Genomic DNA, 15,489 nt, shown 5'->3' with positions numbered 1-15,489 from the left:
GCAACTCCTGAATCGTTAACAATATAGGGCAGGGCGGCGCTTAATACGCCGGACCCAGCCGGGATAAAAGGGTTTTCGCTTCGCGCAGCAGACGCTGGCGCGCAAACATCAGCTGCAGACGACCGCCGCCGACCTGCTGCCACAGCACCGCCGCGCGGATACCGGCCAGCAGCGCAGCGCGAACTTTGCTCTGCACCTGCGAATTCTGCAGCACCTGCGGTGAGCCGGTCACCTGAATGCGCGGGCCGAGCGGGCTAATCACATCAACGTAAATGCCGGCCATGGCGCTGGTGATAGTGTCTGATTCCAGTTCGTAATGCGCCAGCTGACGATCAAGCTGGCCGATGCGCTGCGCCAGGGTGTTTAGCGCGGTTTTGTTACCGTGCAGTTTACGCTCCAGCACCATCAGGCTCAGGGTATAACGCGTCAAATCGGCGCTGGCACCCTGCCGGCTGCCGCTGTTCAGCACCGCCATCAGCGCTTCCAGCCCGGGGCGCAGGTTGGCTTCATCATTGCCAAACACCGCCAGCGTTGAACCTGGGTTCAAATCCAGCAGGCTGCGCAGCGACACCTGCAGCGCCGCGTTGTTGCAGTGCCCCTGGTGTGCCAGCTGCTGCACCAGATGGGCTGCCTGGCAAACGCCGGCCAGCGCCAGCGTTATCTCATAATAGTTTTTAGCCACGCTTCACTCCTGTAGACGCGTCGGCAGTGCCGACTCAGGCCTCTGTCAGCGGCAGGCGCTGTTCAATAATACCGCCACCAAGGCACACGTCACCGAGGTAAAATACCGCGGACTGGCCCGGGGTGACGGCCGCGACCGGCTCATCGAAACGCACTTCAATGCGATCGTCGCCGTGCGGAATGATCTCGCAGGGAATGTCGCTCTGACGATAGCGGGTTTTCACCGTGCAGCGCAGCGCTGCAGTCACTGGCTGGCGATCGACCCAGTGCAGCTGCTGTGCTATCAGGCCCACCGACATCAGGCGCGGATGATCGCCGCCCTGTGCGACAATCAGCGTATTGCGCGTGACATCTTTGTCGACCACATACCACGGATCGTCATTGCTCTCTTTGCGTCCGCCGATGCCCAGCCCTTTACGCTGACCCAGGGTGTGATACATCAGCCCCTGGTGTTCACCGACCACTTCACCGTCAACGGTTTCGATGACGCCCGGCTGGGCCGGCAGGTAACGACCCAGGAAGTCGCGGAATTTACGCTCGCCGATAAAGCAAATACCGGTGGAGTCTTTTTTCTTCGCCGTAATCAGATCGAGCTGTTCGGCGATGCGGCGCACCTCAGGCTTCTCCAGTTCGCCGACCGGGAACAGGCTCTGCGCAATCTGCTGGTGGCTGAGCGTGTACAGGAAGTAGCTCTGATCTTTGTTGCCGTCGAGACCGCGCAGCAGCTGGCTTTTACCGTCCACATCGGCACGGCGCACATAGTGACCGGTAGCGATATAATCGGCGCCGAGATCGTCCGCGGCGAATTCAAGAAACGCTTTGAACTTGATCTCTTTGTTACACAGGATATCCGGATTCGGCGTGCGCCCGGCCTTGTACTCTTCCAGGAAGTGCTCGAACACATTGTCCCAGTACTCGGCGGCGAAGTTGATTTTGTGCAGTTTGATGCCGAGCTTGTCACACACGGCCTGTGCGTCAGCCAGATCGTCAGCGGCGGTGCAATACTCCTCGCCATCGTCTTCCTCCCAGTTCTTCATGAACAGGCCTTCAACCTGATAGCCCTGCTGCTGCAGTAACCAGGCGGAAACGGAAGAATCGACGCCGCCGGACATCCCGACGATCACTTTTTTCTGGCTGTTGTCAGACATGACGCACTCTTGATTACGATAAAAACAGGCGGCGCATTCTATCACGCGGAAGCGTTGTGCGCACCCTCATGAAACGGCCACTGATACGGGGCTATCAGCTGCAGCGGATAGCGGGCCCCCTGCTGCCACAGCCGCACGCTTTCGGCCACCAGCGGCGAACGCAGCGTCTCTGCGCTGAGAATCTGCGCGGGCGACAGCCACCAGCAGCAGTCAATATCGCTGTCGTGTGGCGTGGTGGTCACGGTGGCGGGCAGATCGAGGCCAAACAGAAAACGCACAAAAGGTGTATGGTCCGGGGCGATCCACTGCTGCACGCCGAGAAAATAGTCGGGCTGCGCGCTGATGCCGCTCTCTTCGTACAGCTCACGTTGCGCGGCTTCCAGCAGCGTTTCATCGGCCTCAAGATGGCCGGCCGGCTGATTCAAGGTAACGCGGCCGTCAACGCGCTCTTCCACCACCAGTAATTTGCCCTGCGCGTGCACCATACAGGCGACGGTTACATGAGGTTTAAACATCGTTCCTCCCAAATAGTTAACCTGACGTTATCGAAATGTATAACCTACGTCCGGTCGCTGATGTCGCGCCATTCGCCCGGTGCCAAATCCTGCAGCTGGTAATCACCCATGGCAAAACGGATCAGGCGTAACGTTGGAAAGCCAATGTGCGCCGTCATCCTTCGGACCTGGCGATTGCGCCCTTCATACAGCGTGATTTTCAGCCAGCAGGTGGGGATGGCTTTGCGCTCGCGAATCGGCGGGGTGCGCGGCCACAGCCATGCGGGTTCGGGCACCACTTCTGCGCCCGCCGGCAACGTTGGACCATCGTTGAGGGTGATGCCACTGCGCAGGCGGGATAAATCTGATTCCTGCGGCACGCCTTCCACCTGAACGTAATAGATTTTGCCGGTGCGCTTGCCCGGCTGCGTCAACTGCGCCTGCAGTGCGCCATCGTTGGTCAGAATCATCAACCCTTCGCTGTCGCGGTCGAGACGGCCTGCGGCATACACCTCGCTCACCGGCACAAAATCTTTCAGCGTGCGGCGGCCAGCCTCATCGCTGAACTGCGGCAGAACATCGAAAGGTTTGTTAAAGAGTATGACGCGACGCGGACCTTTTGGCCGCGTGTCACGCCGCGCGGGCTGGCGCGCCGGGGCAGCAGGGCGCTTATGCTGGTGAATTCGTTGAGAAGTTTTTCGCATGGGCTTTGCAGTTGGTAACAATCGGCGCATTATAGCGCGAAACTGCGGTGATTGGCGTGGCGGAAATATTCAAGTAGTATTGACGCGCATCTTACAAATCATTAACAAAAAATCGCTCGAAGGAGAGGTTAATGGAAAGCAAAGTAGTTGTTCCGGCGGAAGGTCAAAAAATCACCCTGGATCAGGGCAAACTGAATGTCCCGAATAACCCGATCATCCCCTACATTGAAGGTGACGGTATTGGGGTTGACGTTTCCCCGGTGATGCTGAAAGTGGTTGATGCCGCTGTGAAGAAAGCCTACAACGGCGAGCGAAAAATTTCCTGGATGGAAATTTACACCGGCGAAAAATCCGTCGAACTCTATGGCCAGGATGTCTGGCTGCCGCAGGAAACCCTCGATTTAATCAAAGAGTACCGCGTAGCCATTAAAGGCCCACTGACTACCCCGGTAGGTGGCGGTATTCGTTCCCTGAACGTGGCACTGCGCCAGGAACTGGACCTGTACGTGTGTCTGCGTCCGGTACGTTACTACAAAGGCACGCCAAGCCCGGTTAAACGTCCTGAAGATACCGACATGGTGATCTTCCGCGAAAACTCCGAAGATATCTATGCCGGTATCGAGTGGAAAGCCGGTACGCCGGAAGCGGACAAAGTGATCAAATTCCTGCGTGAAGAGATGGGCGTGAAGAAAATTCGCTTCCCGCAGCAGTGTGGTATTGGCGTGAAGCCGTGTTCAGAAGAGGGCACGAAACGTCTGGTGCGTGCCGCGGTTGAATACACCATCACCAATGACCGTGATTCCCTGACGCTGGTGCACAAAGGCAACATCATGAAGTTCACCGAAGGCTCTTTCAAAGACTGGGGCTACCAGCTGGTGAAAGAAGAGTTCGGCGGCGAGCTGATCGATGGCGGTCCGTGGATGAAGTTCAAAAACCCGAACACCGGTAAAGAGATCATCGTTAAAGATGTGATCGCCGATGCCTTCCTGCAGCAGATCCTGCTGCGTCCAGCCGAGTATGACGTTATCGCTTGTATGAACCTGAACGGTGACTACATTTCTGATGCCCTGGCGGCACAGGTAGGCGGTATTGGTATCGCACCGGGCGCCAACATCGGTGACGAGTGCGCACTGTTCGAAGCGACCCACGGTACTGCACCGAAGTATGCGGGCCAGGATAAAGTGAACCCAGGTTCCGTGATCCTGTCTGCAGAAATGATGCTGCGTCATCTGGAGTGGTTCGAAGCGGCTGACCTGATTGTTAAAGGCATGGAAGGCGCAATCGCTGCCAAAACCGTGACCTACGACTTTGAGCGTCTGATGGACGGCGCTAAGCTGCTGAAATGTTCTGAGTTTGGTGACGCGATCATCGCGAACATGTAATTTGCCCTGAGCAAATGCAACATGAAAGGGAGCCGCAGGGCTCCCTTTTTTTATGCTGGCAGCGGGAAGGACTTCTGTCACCGCCGGTTTGCCATGCATGACGACCGTGCGATGCGTGGCTTTATTCCGCCGGAGGCTGTAACTGACCGATCTGGCTATCGCGCGCCTGCGACAAACGCCAGAAATCATTGCCGGCCGGATGCTGGTAAATCCGCAGCGAAAACTGACCGACGATGGCGTAGATGAATTCAAATATCGCTGACTGGGAATTCTCGTAATCAACCCACAGCACCGAGGAGGTAAAGCAATAAACCTCTACCGGCAATCCCTCGGGTGAGGGTTTCATCGCACGCACCACGATATACATATCTTTTTTAATATCGTCGCGCTGCGCCAGCCAGGCGGTGAGATAGTGACGGAACACCGTGAGGTTGGTAATGCCGTTTTCCGCAAACCAGCGGTCACCGACCACGCTGCTATCGCGGCCATCCATCAGGATTGAAAGCTGCTCACTGACACCGCGAATCTGGCTCATCTGCTGCACCATTTGCTGATCGAGGAAGCGAATGGAGGTCTGGTCGAGATGAAAGCTGCGCATGATACGCCGCGCGCCGGAGGAGAACATCGCCTGCCAGTTGGTGTAGGTTTCAGTCAGGAAATTTTTGGTCGGGATCCGCGACAGCGTATTGTCCCAGTTGCGGATGGTAATGGTATGCAGAGCGATATCAATCACTTCACCACTGATGCCGTTATCCGGCATTTCAATCCAGTCGCCAAGCTGCAGCACATCGTTCGATGACACCTGAATATTGGCCACCAGCGACAGCAAGGTGTGCTGAAACACTAACATCAATACCGCCGCGACCGCACCCAGACTGGAGATGATGATCACCGGCGATTTGTTCGACATGATAGCCAGAATCATGATGGCGGAAATGATATGCACCAGGATCTTACCGATCTGGATATAGCCTTTTATCGAGTGGTTCTTACGCTTCGACTTACGCGAATAGGAGTTATTAACGATCTCCAGCACTTCGTTAAAGAACAGCGACAGATATACAAAAAACAGAATGCCGCAGATGGTTTTCACCGCGATCAGCAGATGCTCGGGCAGGTCCGGCATAAACTGCAGCAGGTAATAGACGGTGATCACCGGAATAAAATTCGACAGCTTTTCTGAGAGTCGGACGTCTTTATCCAGCGGCACCTGGTTTTTATGCGTGCTAAAGAACACGCGGCGCACCACTTTTACCACGAAGAACTTGCAGATCAGATGGGTGACCATGCCGGCAACCAGTAACAGCAGCAGGCTGAAGGTGGCGGAGAGCACCGTGTTGCCTTCAATAAACGTTTGTATGTCGCGTAAGTAATTCATTTTAACCACATGCCGGCCGGTTGAGGCGGGAATTCAAACATAAAGCGGCCACGGACGATAAGCGACGCGTGCGCAATAGTGTTGCTACGAGACCAGCGCTTTGCGTGCCGCCTCGGCAAGAAAATGGCTGCGGCTGCTGTAGCGCGCGTTATTACTGACCATCTTATCGATCTTCTCAATCAGCAGATGCGGCATAGTGATATTGATGCGCTCGGATTTGCCCAGATAGCGGGTGACATCAATATCAACGTAGATCCACACGCCGGGCTGGCTAAATTCCTGCTGCCAGTGCTGCGCCGGCTCCGGAATCAACAAGCCTTTCTCCGCCATCAGTTCAAAGTGGGCATGCAGCGCAGATTGCGCATCCTGCAGCGTTTGCTCGGGCGTATCACCGGCAAAATAACAGCCGGTGACATCCGGGAAATAACCACTGGCCGAGCCGTCAGCGTCAATCTCTACCAAAGCGGGAAACAGCATCATGTCACCTCTGAGCAAGCGGAATAAAACCAGCATGGATCAATCCAGCCTGGCGTCTTTCAGAATCTGCATCAGCGTGCCTTTCTTCATATCCTTCTGCGGATGCGGCACGGTGATCAGATGAGCAAAATCCGGATGTGAGAACTGATGGTGACTGCCGCGTATGCGCTCCAGCTTCCAGCCATTCTTTTGCAGCAGTTTAATCAGCGTCGCGCTCTTCATCGGACTTCCTGTAGGTGAAATTATACACACAATACACACTAATGCAAGGCGGTCTCTGCCATCACATCGGCGGGTCATGGCCAAACTAACCGGGACGGCCATGACAGGCACCCGTTGATGCTGCGTTCTGCGTGCTGTTTTCCACGGCTTTTTCCCGCTGCGATAGTGGTTTGCGTAAAACTTTGAAACAGTTAACATCCCGGCACCGGCGCGCGTGCCATTTGCTGGCTGAACCGCTATCTTCAGCCTTCATCAATCCGGAGGTGCTATGCAAGGTGTGATCAAGTTTGTGAAAGGCTGGCTGATTTTTTCCCTGCTGTGGGGCATTTTTATGTGGTTTGTTTCCTGGCAGGCACAGGGCAAAACGCCGGGCATGATGATTGTCATGAGCCTGTATGCCGGTTTGATTTATCAGGCATTAATGACCATGGTGGCGCGTTACAAAGCGCGGCGCGCACAGGCCTGATTATTCACAACTGCCGACATAGCTTTGCGTCGCGCTGACGCTAATTTGCATGACATCCGGCAAGCTGAGCGCTCACTAATCAGCGTGTAAGGCGGGCAGGATGGGAAGAACGTTACTGACGGGATGGTTTTTATTGCTGCTATCACTGGCGGCCAGTGCACAATTACCGGTGGGGCCTGTGGTGATAGCGGGGCAGCATGGGCGCCACCTGGCCGGGCACAGCAGTACGGCAGATGTCGCCGAGACGCCGGATGAACATATTCAGGAACGACGGGACGGCGTGCCGCAGCGGCATTGAGTATCGGGGCCATATGGGCCCCGATCGCCGGGGATTATTTACGGCCCAGCAGGAAACCGACAATCACGCCGATGCTGGCGGCAACGGCCAGTCCGGTCGCCGGGTTGTCGCGTACCGATCTCACCACGCAGTCTGCTGCATCCTGCACCGCATAGCTGGCCTGCGCCGGATAGCGTCGCGCGGCACCGCGTGCCTGATGGCGGCGTGAACCGGTGAACTCGCCAAATTTTTCCTGTACGGCACCCGCCGCTTCATTCAATTTTGCTTCCGCTTTATCGGTCATATTAACTCCCTGAGAGTGGTGAATGTCTCTTTCAGCGTAGACAGAGAAGTGCAGACCAGCAACCTGGTGGCTTTTCAGGATGTAACAGTGGTTTGCAGGAATCGGCATTGCTGTCCATACCTGGTAAGGACCACGCTAAGCTGTGCTAACCTCACGCAGCGCTCACTGAATGGAGGAGAAATGAAACGCGATATCCTGAATGAAGACGATTACGATGAAGTTTGCCGGGTGATTGGCGATGCGGTGATTGTCCTTTCCGAGTGCGGTCATGAAACCAGACGGGAGGAGATTGCCCGTTTGCTGCAGCGTACGCGCCACGATCGCGCCCACGACGAACGCGATGAACAGCGTATGCTGGAGCACGCGATTCGTCTGGTACGGCCGTAAGAGCAGGGCGTCACGCGGACGCCCTCACTGCTGGTCGCGATACGCCGGGTACCAGCTCACCAGGAAGTGGCGCAGATGATCAAAACACCATTCGGCATCGTCCGCCTGCTGGCAGTAATAGCGAATGGTGACCTTCTCATAGCGGCGATGGCGCTGCTGCAGCGGCGACCAGCTCCAGTCCAGCACCGCGCGCGCATAGTTGACCAGCGCGTCGCGCGGCATGCTGTGCTGCTGCTCCTGGCGGCGCAGATACATCTCAAAGAACTGATCGAGGCTCTGTGTCTCTTCGCTGCTACAGTCCAGCGTGGGGCGGAACGCCACATCGAGAAAGCCGCACACGCCGTCTGCGCGCTGCTGCCAGTCACAGGCCAGCGTCATAAACAGGCCATCCTGCAGATTGACCTCTTCCAGCAGACGACGCAAATTTTCAGAATGTTTACCGGCGGCGATCTCATCAATGCGATCGGTTTCCAGCGTCAGGTCAAAACCGCACGGGTTGACCGAGCCATCCGCGTCTCGGGTGGCCGGAAAGGGGAAATCGATATAACCGTTATTGTCCAGACTCTTTTCCATAATGCAGGTCCGCAGCATGACAAACGCTGACAATAAACCATCTGCGCGCGTCACGCACGGCTTATGGACACGTCCAGGTAATCATGGTGTTACGCGCCGGGTTGATCAGGCGGAACTGCTTGTCGCTGAGCCGCTGTGCATAAAAGCCTTCCGGCGTCACGGCAGAAGGGACATAGCGGAAACGGTCAGTGGAGTGCAGTGCGCCGCTGCTCAGCGTTACGCCATCGCGCGCCACCGAAAACGAATTCACTAAATCGAAAATGCGCCCTTCGGTGTGGCCCAGCGACTGACCATAGAGCGTTACGACCTCGCCGGGGCAATCGACGCCTTTCGGCGTGGAGCTGCAGCCAGCCAGCAGGATAAGTGTGAGTAGAAAACTGAGTCTTAACATGGTCCTGTTCCTGGTGCATTCCCTGATTTATGCTGGCCTGACGATGCGCGCCACTGATCCGATCATAGCATGTCTGACGCCACTGCCCATTTGCCATTTGTTTAATCGTTAAGCGGTAAGCATGTAAAGGGGTGACTTTGCTAGCAGATAAACGTTATTCTTGCCAGCGTTGCGCACCAGGTAAGCAAAACAAGGGTAAATCCATGAGAGAAGAAGAAGCCAGTTTAATGATTCTTCAGCACGCGATTGATAAGTTAGACGCCGACAAAAAACAGCAGGTGATGAACTGCGTGACGGCGATCCATGAAGTTATGCAGCGTTTCGATCCAGACGATGCCGGACTGGCGCTGATGCTGGTGGCCGCGCAGGTCGCGGCAGAGTAGCGCCATCCCATCCCGGTCTTAACCATTTATTTCACCCACCAGCCAGCGGTGAATCACCCGCACCATATATTGCTGCTGCTCTGCCGTTAACGGCTGATGCGCAGCAATGCCATGCCATTTTGCCAGACAGCCGCGGCAGCAGGTTGCCGTGGCGTGCTGGGCGATAAATACCGGATGGCCGCGCATTGGCGTCTGTTTGCCATCATTCTTTGGTTCGGCTGCAGCCAGTCTTTGCTGGATAAAATCGGCCGCGTGTTGGTCGATCACCGCCGGGCCTTTCTCAATACAGTACTGTCGCTCTTTCGCGCCTAAATGGAAGCGGCGGCGAAACGGCGATTGCGCCAGCCGCGCGAATAATGCCTGTTCATCTCGCATAACATCCTCCTGACGCGATCTTAGCGCATTTTACTTAACTCGTTACAAAGATATCCCGATCGCATAAAACCTCACAAAATCAGTGGTGTGGAGACGTTCTTCCTGCCCGCAGTGGCTGACCTGCGGTCGCAGATTACCGCACCGGCGGCGGTTGTATGTTACCCTCTGGTCAATTAAATTCCTGTAAAATCATGATCTAACCTCAGTGGAGAACCCCCCATGAAGGCGATAACCCTTGCCGCGCTCCTGATGGCCTGCCAGATTGCCCCCGCGTGGAGCGAAAGCGAATTCCAGATCACCTGCCCGGGCCGCCCCACCATGACGGTATCGCGTGCCGCCTACGGGCTCAGCACGCTGATGTGGCCAACCCGGCATTTCCAGATTGCCGCCGGGCAGCAGCGCACGCGTCTGCAGGACGGTGATAAGGTCGCCATCACCCGTTTCCGCAATGGCGATCAGCTGATCGTGAATAAAAACAGCGGCGAAACCTTTTTCGTCTACGCCGACAGCGATAAGCTGTTGCCCTGCAACCGCACGGAAAAACGCGATGCTGATATTCTGTCGCTGGAGCGCTACGACGACCGCCAGCACCCCTCTTCATAATGCCGCCACAAGGAGCCGACCATGCAATTAAGCGTTACGGATAGCGTCACGCATCAGGATCTGGATGAAATGCGCCTCGGCCTGAACGCCTTCAACAGCCGCTTTATTGACATCAATGAGATGAAAGCCATCGGTGTGTTCATCAAAGACGGCGCCGGGAAAAAGCTGGCGGGACTGACGGGCTCAACCTATGGCAACTGGTTACGCATTGATATGCTGTGGGTCAGCGATGGGTTACGCGGGCAGGGCGCCGGCAGCCAGCTGATTCAGGCTGCCGAACAGGAAGCCCGCGCACGCGGCTGCCGTTACGCGCAGGTGGATACCGCCAGCTTTCAGGCGCGGCCGTTTTATGAAAAGCTTGGCTATACGCTACGTTTTAGCCTTGATCACTATCCGCGCGAACATCAGCGTCACTATCTGAGCAAGACGCTGTAATCACAGCAGTGGCTGCTGGCGCAGATCCAGCGGCGACTGTTCCGCTTCATCAATCGCGGCCAGCCAGCTCTGTAAATCGACCTTCGCCCAGGAGAGATGCCCGCGCGTGGTGCTCATCAGCACTACATCCGGACGCAGCGAGCGGTACAGCTCCAGCGACTGCTGCAGCTCCGCAGGATTACTGTCCGGCACCAGCACGCTGATCCAGCGATGGTAATCCCGCGTCAGGGTGTCGCCGACAAACAGGTAGGTCTGGCCGAGCGGTGAATGGTACAGGTAGCTGCAGCTGCCTGGCGTGTGGCCCGGCGTGGGCAGCAGGTGAAAGTCGCCAAAGTGCACGTCCTGATGCGTGAAGGTCTCGTCCGGCTCAATCACCAGGCTCACCGGGCCGAGCGATCGGCTGTGGCAATACAGCGCACTATTGAAGCGCTGCTGAATGGCCCGCGCGCCCGGCGCGGCTTCGTGCCAGTGGGTAAAATAGTGGCGAATCACGCCGCCCGCGTCCGCGAGCACTTCATGATCCAGCAACTGCTCAACGCGACCAATCAACAGGTTGCCGCGCGGATGGCGCAGCATAAACCCGTGCATCATTAAATCATTTGCCGTCTCTTCGGCGGGAAATTCCGGCGTGGAGATCCACAAGTCTTCGTACAGCGGCTTCAATAGCGGTCTCCTGCGGCAACACGTCAGCGCAACGTCGGATGGCCGGTAAAGGCTAACCGCGCGGCGCCCTGGTCAATCTCAAGCGTGGCGCTGGCGCCGAGCGGCAGCGTCACGGTATCGGCATCATGGCCAAACGGCAGATCGCTGATTACCGCAATCTGGTACTCGTCACGCAACCGCTGCCACACCGTGGCGAAATCAAAGCCGTTGTCGTAATCGGACAGGGCGGTGCTGGTGAAGCTGCCGGTGACAATGGCTCGCTGGCGCGCCAAAATACCGCTCTGCTGCAGCTGAATCAGCATACGCTCAATGCGGAACGGATGCTCATTCACATCCTCGATCACCAGAATGCCGTCTTCAATCTGCGGCAGCCACGGCGTGCCAATCAGGGAGCAGATCATCGCCAGGTTGCCGCCCCACAGCGTGCCCTGCCAGCGGCCGCGATCCGGACTGGCGCTGTGCCACGCCAGATTGACTGTAGGAGATGTTAGCGCCTGCCAAAAGTGGCTGACGGTAAATTCAGATAAAGCCTCCGCGCCAAAATTGCCGGCCAGCATCGGTCCGCTGAAGGTGATCAGCCCGGTTTGCGCCAGCAGCGCCAGCTGAATAGCGGTGAAATCACTGTGGCCGCACAGCGCGACAGGCTGATTAAGCAGGCGACGCTGCAGCGCCACATAGTCGAGGTGATCGAGCAGGCGTGAGGCACCATAGCCGCCGCGCACCGCCAGTACGATATCCGGCAGCGACGCCAGCGACGCCAGCGCATTCACATCCTGCAGGCGCTGCGCGTCATCACCGGCAAAACGCTGCCAGCGGCGCGTAATGGCTTCCGGGTTTTGCAGTTGATGGCCTTCCGCCTGCAGGCGCTCCACCGCGCGGCGGGCGGCATCCTGATTGTGACAATAACCGGAAGGGGCGATGAGGCGTATTGAACGAGGGGCGAGCATAACTTCCATCCTGCTGTCTGTTGGCCTGCCGATGATGACGAAATGCGTTACCGAAGTCACGGTAGCACAAGGTTTTTTACGTATTTAGGATAAACGGTAATTTTACCTTTTACCGTCATGGTTATGATAGCTTGCGCCAATCTTATAGCGGAACCGAAAATCAGTGAAAATCCGACTACTTATGCTGTCTGCTTTGCTGCTGGCTGGCTGTGCCAGCGAGCCGGAAAAACCGGTGACGCCGGAGAGAAATACGCCATTAACCCAGGCGCCGCCGTCGAAAGTGAATGATGCATGGTCACTGTTTACCGAAGATGCCGCCAGTCATTATGGCGTTGATGAGAAGCTAATCAGCGCCATTATTAGTGTCGAATCCGGGGGCAACCCAACCGTGGTAAGCCGTTCTAACGCGGTCGGGCTGATGCAGATCAAAGCCGCCACCGCCGGGCGCGAGGTGTATCGCGCACAGGGACGCCACGGCCAGCCGAGTAACTCCGAGCTGCGCGACCCGGCGAAAAATATTGATATCGGCGCGGCCTATATCCGGATTCTGCAGGATTCGGCGCTGGCGGGCATTCGCGATCCGCTGACGCTGCGCTATGCCACCATTGTTTCCTATGCCAACGGCGCCGGCGCGCTGCTGCGCACCTTCTCGCGCGACCGCGATCGCGCCATTGCAATGATCAACGCCATGACGCCGGATGAGTTCTACCAGCACGTGCAGAACAAGCATCCGGCCGCCCAGGCGCCGCGATACCTGTGGAAAGTCACCACCGCCTATCGCACCATCGGCTAATGCCGCTGGCGGGGCTCAGTGCTGTGCGCGCTCTGCCGCAGCCTCATTCGAGGCATCGCTGAGGTTAATGCGCGGCAGCACGCCGCCGGTGAACTCCACGCGGCGCATCGGGAAGGCGAAACGAATCTGTTTCTGCTCCAGCTGCGCCATCAGTTGCAGGTTAATCTCCTGCTGAATGTCCATGTATTTGTTGTAATCGGCGCTCAGCACGAAATAGACCACCTCAAACGTCAGCTGCGATTCGTCAAACGACAGGAAATGGGCGCGATCAAAACGCGTGTCCGGCACGCCTTCAATGATGCGTTGTACCATGCCGCCAATCTGGCGCACTTTCTCCGCCGGCGTGCCGTAATTAATCCCGAACTTAAACACGATGCGCCGCTGCTGCATGCGTTTGTAGTTGTGGATGGTTTGCTGCAGCAGAATAGTGTTGGAGCAGACAATCTGTTCGCCGCCGAGACTGCGCAGCCGGGTGGTTTTCAGGCCAATGTGCTCAATAGAGCCAGCGATGTCGCCGAACACAATAAAGTCGCCGTGCTCAAAGGGCTTATCGAAGCCAATCGCCAGCGAAGCAAATACATCGCTCAGCACCGTCTGAATCGCCAGCGCGATGGCGATACCGCCGACGCCGAGGCTGGCCACCAGCGCGGTGATGTTGATCCCCATATTGGAGAGGATCGCCAGCAGCATCATCACCCACACCACGACACGCAGCAGAATACCGAGGATCACCGTGGTGACCGGATTGCGCACGTGCAGCGGATCGCGCAGCAACGAGTGCAGCCACAGGCGAATGCCGCCGTCAATCCACAGCGTGAGCTGCAGAATCAGCGCCAGGAACCAGCCGTGGGCGATGGCGACGCTCCAGCTGTCCGGCAGGTCGACAAATTTCAGCGCGATCAGCAGCGAGAAGATCAGCAGCAGCAGCTGACTGGTGCTGCGCAGAATCTCCACCAGAATGCCGGTGAAGCGCACGTGGCGCTGTTCGCTGTAGTGGGCGATACGGTTAGAGACAAAACGAATGACGGTGCGCAGCAGCCAGTAAACAATCAGCGTGCCGAACACAATGATGGCGCTATTAATCCAGAAGTTTTGATTGAGAAAGATAAGTTGTAAACGATGGGCAGAAAGCCAGTTTTCCATTGGGGAGAATCTCCTTGCTGGGAGCCGGTGAAAAGAATGTGCAAGGAGAAAGCATAGACTACGCTGGCGCCGCGCGGGACGCCGGCGGTTTACTGGAAGCGATTGGCCTTGTCGCGCGCCAGCCGTTCCAGCGCAAAAATCACCTGCTGCAGCTGACGCTCCTGCACCGGTTCGATGGCGGTAAAACGGAAGCTAAGCCGCGGCGTGATGCGGGTTTCGTTCTTGCTGGTCACGGTGCTGCGCTCGCCGATGTGCAGCAGCTGTGCGGTCACTTCGAACTGGCCATATTCGCCCAGCTCAACGCGCAGCTTTTTGAAGGTATCGCCACGGTTAAGACCTTCCGGCAGCGCCTCATCCAGCAACACGCCGACGCCGCCAAGCGACAGATCCTGCAGGCGAAAGCGCGCGGTGCTGCCGTCCGGCCACTGGCTGTGGCAGTAGAATACTGGTTCGAGCGGCGCGTTGACGCGAAAGAACTCCCGGCGCTGAATCTGCCACACCAGGTCGGGCAGCGCGGCGGCAAAGGCGGGCAGGCCGTCATAATCGATGCGGGTTAATCCCTGCAGCCCAAACTCCACTTTGGCACCGTGGGTTTCGGCCGCAATATTCACTTCGCCACCCTGCAGTGCCAAATCATTGTCCAGCGCGTTGCTGCCGAGATCAAAAATCACCCGATCTTCATCCGCGGCCAGCAGCCGGCTGATGAACTGACCACGGGAGAAATTGACCATCAGCAGGGTTTGATAACGCAACAAATCCTTCATCACGTTCAACACCGCTAGCGTACCGCGCTTGAGATATTGTTCTTTATCGGCGTCTTTCACGTCCTGCTCCACCTGTCCGATTGCTATTTTACGAGTGCCACTGCTCTTCGTCGGTTATCGACCGGGGCGGTAAAAGCTTTAGCCGGCGTGAACGAATTCATCATGATGTTGATGTAGCAGAGAAAAAATTCCCGGCTATACTTAGCGCGATGAACACCTTGATTCATAACGTAAGGAGCAGCAAATGGGTATTCTTTCATGGATTATTTTTGGTCTGATTGCCGGGATTATCGCTAAATGGATCATGCCAGGTAAAGATGGCGGCGGATTTATTTTGACCGTGGTACTCGGGATTGTCGGTGCGGTGGTGGGCGGCTGGATCAGTACCCTGTTCGGCTTTGGCCGGGTTGACGGCTTCAACTTTGGCAGCTTCGTGGTCGCGGTGATCGGTGCCATTGTGGTGCTGTGGATCTACCGTAAAGTCCGCAGCTGACGCCAA

Annotated in this window: 23 protein-coding genes; 8 read left to right on the top strand and 15 right to left on the bottom strand. The window is 56.8% G+C overall.

What is annotated here, in order from left to right; translation table 11 throughout:
- Window positions 1-40: 40 nt before the first annotated feature.
- The 4 genes from hflD to rluE are packed head-to-tail and all read right to left on the bottom strand — an operon-like array spanning window position 41 to window position 3,057.
- The gene (gene hflD, locus E7738_RS06645) at window positions 41-682 is read right to left on the bottom strand and encodes a high frequency lysogenization protein HflD (RefSeq protein ID WP_021506376.1); all 642 of its coding nucleotides are present in this window, start codon (window positions 680-682) and stop codon (window positions 41-43) included.
- A gap of 34 nt (window positions 683-716) precedes the next feature.
- Window positions 717-1,829: a tRNA 2-thiouridine(34) synthase MnmA gene (mnmA, locus tag E7738_RS06640; RefSeq protein ID WP_394516223.1), complete on the bottom strand. Its 1,113-nt coding sequence runs from the start codon at window positions 1,827-1,829 to the stop codon at window positions 717-719.
- Between the two features lie 41 nt (window positions 1,830-1,870).
- The gene (locus tag E7738_RS06635; RefSeq protein ID WP_394516222.1) at window positions 1,871-2,344 is read right to left on the bottom strand and encodes an NUDIX domain-containing protein; all 474 of its coding nucleotides are present in this window, start codon (window positions 2,342-2,344) and stop codon (window positions 1,871-1,873) included.
- A gap of 44 nt (window positions 2,345-2,388) precedes the next feature.
- Window positions 2,389-3,057 carry a 23S rRNA pseudouridine(2457) synthase RluE gene (gene rluE, locus E7738_RS06630; protein ID WP_072208614.1) on the bottom strand — a complete coding sequence of 223 codons (669 nt, stop codon included), beginning with the start codon at window positions 3,055-3,057 and terminating at the stop codon, window positions 2,389-2,391.
- 101 nt (window positions 3,058-3,158) lie between these two features.
- Between rluE and icd the strand changes: the two genes are divergently transcribed.
- Complete coding sequence (gene icd / locus E7738_RS06625) at window positions 3,159-4,409, top strand: NADP-dependent isocitrate dehydrogenase (protein ID WP_010617214.1); 1,251 nt, start codon at window positions 3,159-3,161, stop codon at window positions 4,407-4,409.
- 121 nt (window positions 4,410-4,530) lie between these two features.
- Here the strand turns inward: icd and E7738_RS06620 are convergent, their stop codons facing one another.
- From E7738_RS06620 to E7738_RS06610, 3 genes are all read right to left on the bottom strand, one after another.
- Window positions 4,531-5,787 carry a mechanosensitive ion channel family protein gene (locus E7738_RS06620; protein WP_021506372.1) on the bottom strand — a complete coding sequence of 419 codons (1,257 nt, stop codon included), beginning with the start codon at window positions 5,785-5,787 and terminating at the stop codon, window positions 4,531-4,533.
- 84 nt (window positions 5,788-5,871) lie between these two features.
- Complete coding sequence (locus E7738_RS06615; protein WP_022548759.1) at window positions 5,872-6,264, bottom strand: type II toxin-antitoxin system HicB family antitoxin; 393 nt, start codon at window positions 6,262-6,264, stop codon at window positions 5,872-5,874.
- 39 nt (window positions 6,265-6,303) lie between these two features.
- Entirely contained in the window at window positions 6,304-6,486 is a 183-nt protein-coding gene (locus E7738_RS06610; protein ID WP_010617212.1) for a type II toxin-antitoxin system HicA family toxin, read from the bottom strand.
- 268 nt (window positions 6,487-6,754) lie between these two features.
- On the opposite strand from E7738_RS06610, the gene E7738_RS06605 reads away from it, so the two are divergent.
- Window positions 6,755-6,952, top strand: a complete 198-nt coding sequence (locus E7738_RS06605; protein WP_021506369.1) for a DUF6404 family protein — start codon at window positions 6,755-6,757, stop codon at window positions 6,950-6,952.
- Window positions 6,953-7,284: 332 nt separating this feature from the next.
- Here the strand turns inward: E7738_RS06605 and E7738_RS06600 are convergent, their stop codons facing one another.
- Window positions 7,285-7,533 (bottom strand): DUF883 family protein, encoded by a 249-nt coding sequence (locus E7738_RS06600; RefSeq protein ID WP_021506368.1) that lies wholly within the window; start codon window positions 7,531-7,533, stop codon window positions 7,285-7,287.
- A 180-nt stretch (window positions 7,534-7,713) separates the two neighbouring features.
- On the opposite strand from E7738_RS06600, the gene E7738_RS06595 reads away from it, so the two are divergent.
- Complete coding sequence (locus E7738_RS06595; RefSeq protein WP_021506367.1) at window positions 7,714-7,920, top strand: DUF2767 family protein; 207 nt, start codon at window positions 7,714-7,716, stop codon at window positions 7,918-7,920.
- 24 nt (window positions 7,921-7,944) lie between these two features.
- Here E7738_RS06595 and E7738_RS06590 read toward each other — a convergent pair whose 3' ends face one another.
- Entirely contained in the window at window positions 7,945-8,493 is a 549-nt protein-coding gene (locus E7738_RS06590) for a hypothetical protein (protein WP_058757703.1), read from the bottom strand.
- 61 nt (window positions 8,494-8,554) lie between these two features.
- On the bottom strand, window positions 8,555-8,884 hold the full coding sequence (locus E7738_RS06585) for a hypothetical protein (RefSeq protein ID WP_394516221.1): 330 nt from the start codon (window positions 8,882-8,884) through the stop codon (window positions 8,555-8,557).
- Between the two features lie 203 nt (window positions 8,885-9,087).
- Here E7738_RS06585 and E7738_RS06580 point away from each other — a divergent pair, with 203 nt between their 5' ends.
- Window positions 9,088-9,267, top strand: coding sequence for a hypothetical protein (locus E7738_RS06580; protein WP_031279245.1), 180 nt, complete (start codon window positions 9,088-9,090; stop codon window positions 9,265-9,267).
- An 18-nt stretch (window positions 9,268-9,285) separates the two neighbouring features.
- Here the strand turns inward: E7738_RS06580 and E7738_RS06575 are convergent, their stop codons facing one another.
- Entirely contained in the window at window positions 9,286-9,642 is a 357-nt protein-coding gene (locus E7738_RS06575) for a DUF4186 domain-containing protein (RefSeq protein WP_010617204.1), read from the bottom strand.
- Window positions 9,643-9,861: 219 nt separating this feature from the next.
- On the opposite strand from E7738_RS06575, the gene E7738_RS06570 reads away from it, so the two are divergent.
- Together E7738_RS06570 and E7738_RS06565 are read left to right on the top strand one after the other, a co-directional pair.
- A complete protein-coding gene (locus tag E7738_RS06570) occupies window positions 9,862-10,245 on the top strand; it encodes a hypothetical protein (protein WP_058757612.1) in 384 nt (127 codons plus the stop codon).
- A 21-nt stretch (window positions 10,246-10,266) separates the two neighbouring features.
- Window positions 10,267-10,680 (top strand): GNAT family N-acetyltransferase, encoded by a 414-nt coding sequence (locus E7738_RS06565; protein WP_058757613.1) that lies wholly within the window; start codon window positions 10,267-10,269, stop codon window positions 10,678-10,680.
- On the opposite strand, the gene E7738_RS06560 is transcribed toward E7738_RS06565, so the two are convergent.
- Window positions 10,681-11,343 carry an MBL fold metallo-hydrolase gene (locus E7738_RS06560; RefSeq protein WP_021506360.1) on the bottom strand — a complete coding sequence of 221 codons (663 nt, stop codon included), beginning with the start codon at window positions 11,341-11,343 and terminating at the stop codon, window positions 10,681-10,683.
- Between the two features lie 23 nt (window positions 11,344-11,366).
- On the bottom strand, window positions 11,367-12,290 hold the full coding sequence (gene ldcA / locus E7738_RS06555; RefSeq protein WP_058776494.1) for a muramoyltetrapeptide carboxypeptidase: 924 nt from the start codon (window positions 12,288-12,290) through the stop codon (window positions 11,367-11,369).
- 181 nt (window positions 12,291-12,471) lie between these two features.
- Between ldcA and emtA the strand changes: the two genes are divergently transcribed.
- Complete coding sequence (emtA, locus tag E7738_RS06550; RefSeq protein ID WP_058776495.1) at window positions 12,472-13,083, top strand: membrane-bound lytic murein transglycosylase EmtA; 612 nt, start codon at window positions 12,472-12,474, stop codon at window positions 13,081-13,083.
- A 15-nt stretch (window positions 13,084-13,098) separates the two neighbouring features.
- Here the strand turns inward: emtA and E7738_RS06545 are convergent, their stop codons facing one another.
- Window positions 13,099-14,226 (bottom strand): mechanosensitive ion channel family protein, encoded by a 1,128-nt coding sequence (locus E7738_RS06545; RefSeq protein ID WP_127833936.1) that lies wholly within the window; start codon window positions 14,224-14,226, stop codon window positions 13,099-13,101.
- Between the two features lie 89 nt (window positions 14,227-14,315).
- Complete coding sequence (locus E7738_RS06540) at window positions 14,316-15,050, bottom strand: flagellar brake protein (RefSeq protein ID WP_058757616.1); 735 nt, start codon at window positions 15,048-15,050, stop codon at window positions 14,316-14,318.
- A 184-nt stretch (window positions 15,051-15,234) separates the two neighbouring features.
- Here E7738_RS06540 and E7738_RS06535 point away from each other — a divergent pair, with 184 nt between their 5' ends.
- A complete protein-coding gene (locus E7738_RS06535) occupies window positions 15,235-15,483 on the top strand; it encodes a GlsB/YeaQ/YmgE family stress response membrane protein (protein ID WP_021506355.1) in 249 nt (82 codons plus the stop codon).
- The last annotated feature ends 6 nt before the right edge of the window (window positions 15,484-15,489 follow it).

The sequence above is a fragment of the Pantoea sp. SGAir0430 genome, assembly GCF_043549295.1.
The sequence above is the reverse complement of the archived record's forward strand: the minus strand, read 5'-3'. Positions and strand labels throughout refer to the sequence as shown.

Excerpts from the sequence above, each read along its gene's own strand:
- E7738_RS06600 (WP_021506368.1), bottom strand. The coding sequence starts at position 7,533 with ATGACCGATAAAGCGGAAGCAAAATTGAATGAAGCGGCGGGTGCCGTA.
- mnmA (WP_394516223.1), bottom strand. The coding sequence starts at position 1,829 with ATGTCTGACAACAGCCAGAAAAAAGTGATCGTCGGGATGTCCGGCGGC.
- rluE (WP_072208614.1), bottom strand. The coding sequence starts at position 3,057 with ATGCGCCGATTGTTACCAACTGCAAAGCCCATGCGAAAAACTTCTCAA.
- E7738_RS06590 (WP_058757703.1), bottom strand. The coding sequence starts at position 8,493 with ATGGAAAAGAGTCTGGACAATAACGGTTATATCGATTTCCCCTTTCCG.
- E7738_RS06580 (WP_031279245.1), top strand. The coding sequence starts at position 9,088 with ATGAGAGAAGAAGAAGCCAGTTTAATGATTCTTCAGCACGCGATTGAT.
- emtA (WP_058776495.1), top strand. The coding sequence starts at position 12,472 with ATGCTGTCTGCTTTGCTGCTGGCTGGCTGTGCCAGCGAGCCGGAAAAA.
- E7738_RS06565 (WP_058757613.1), top strand. The coding sequence starts at position 10,267 with ATGCAATTAAGCGTTACGGATAGCGTCACGCATCAGGATCTGGATGAA.
- E7738_RS06585 (WP_394516221.1), bottom strand. The coding sequence starts at position 8,884 with ATGTTAAGACTCAGTTTTCTACTCACACTTATCCTGCTGGCTGGCTGC.
- E7738_RS06610 (WP_010617212.1), bottom strand. The coding sequence starts at position 6,486 with ATGAAGAGCGCGACGCTGATTAAACTGCTGCAAAAGAATGGCTGGAAG.
- E7738_RS06535 (WP_021506355.1), top strand. The coding sequence starts at position 15,235 with ATGGGTATTCTTTCATGGATTATTTTTGGTCTGATTGCCGGGATTATC.
- E7738_RS06635 (WP_394516222.1), bottom strand. The coding sequence starts at position 2,344 with ATGTTTAAACCTCATGTAACCGTCGCCTGTATGGTGCACGCGCAGGGC.
- E7738_RS06605 (WP_021506369.1), top strand. The coding sequence starts at position 6,755 with ATGCAAGGTGTGATCAAGTTTGTGAAAGGCTGGCTGATTTTTTCCCTG.
- ldcA (WP_058776494.1), bottom strand. The coding sequence starts at position 12,290 with ATGCTCGCCCCTCGTTCAATACGCCTCATCGCCCCTTCCGGTTATTGT.
- E7738_RS06615 (WP_022548759.1), bottom strand. The coding sequence starts at position 6,264 with ATGCTGTTTCCCGCTTTGGTAGAGATTGACGCTGACGGCTCGGCCAGT.
- E7738_RS06570 (WP_058757612.1), top strand. The coding sequence starts at position 9,862 with ATGAAGGCGATAACCCTTGCCGCGCTCCTGATGGCCTGCCAGATTGCC.
- icd (WP_010617214.1), top strand. The coding sequence starts at position 3,159 with ATGGAAAGCAAAGTAGTTGTTCCGGCGGAAGGTCAAAAAATCACCCTG.
- E7738_RS06595 (WP_021506367.1), top strand. The coding sequence starts at position 7,714 with ATGAAACGCGATATCCTGAATGAAGACGATTACGATGAAGTTTGCCGG.
- E7738_RS06575 (WP_010617204.1), bottom strand. The coding sequence starts at position 9,642 with ATGCGAGATGAACAGGCATTATTCGCGCGGCTGGCGCAATCGCCGTTT.
- E7738_RS06620 (WP_021506372.1), bottom strand. The coding sequence starts at position 5,787 with ATGAATTACTTACGCGACATACAAACGTTTATTGAAGGCAACACGGTG.
- E7738_RS06545 (WP_127833936.1), bottom strand. The coding sequence starts at position 14,226 with ATGGAAAACTGGCTTTCTGCCCATCGTTTACAACTTATCTTTCTCAAT.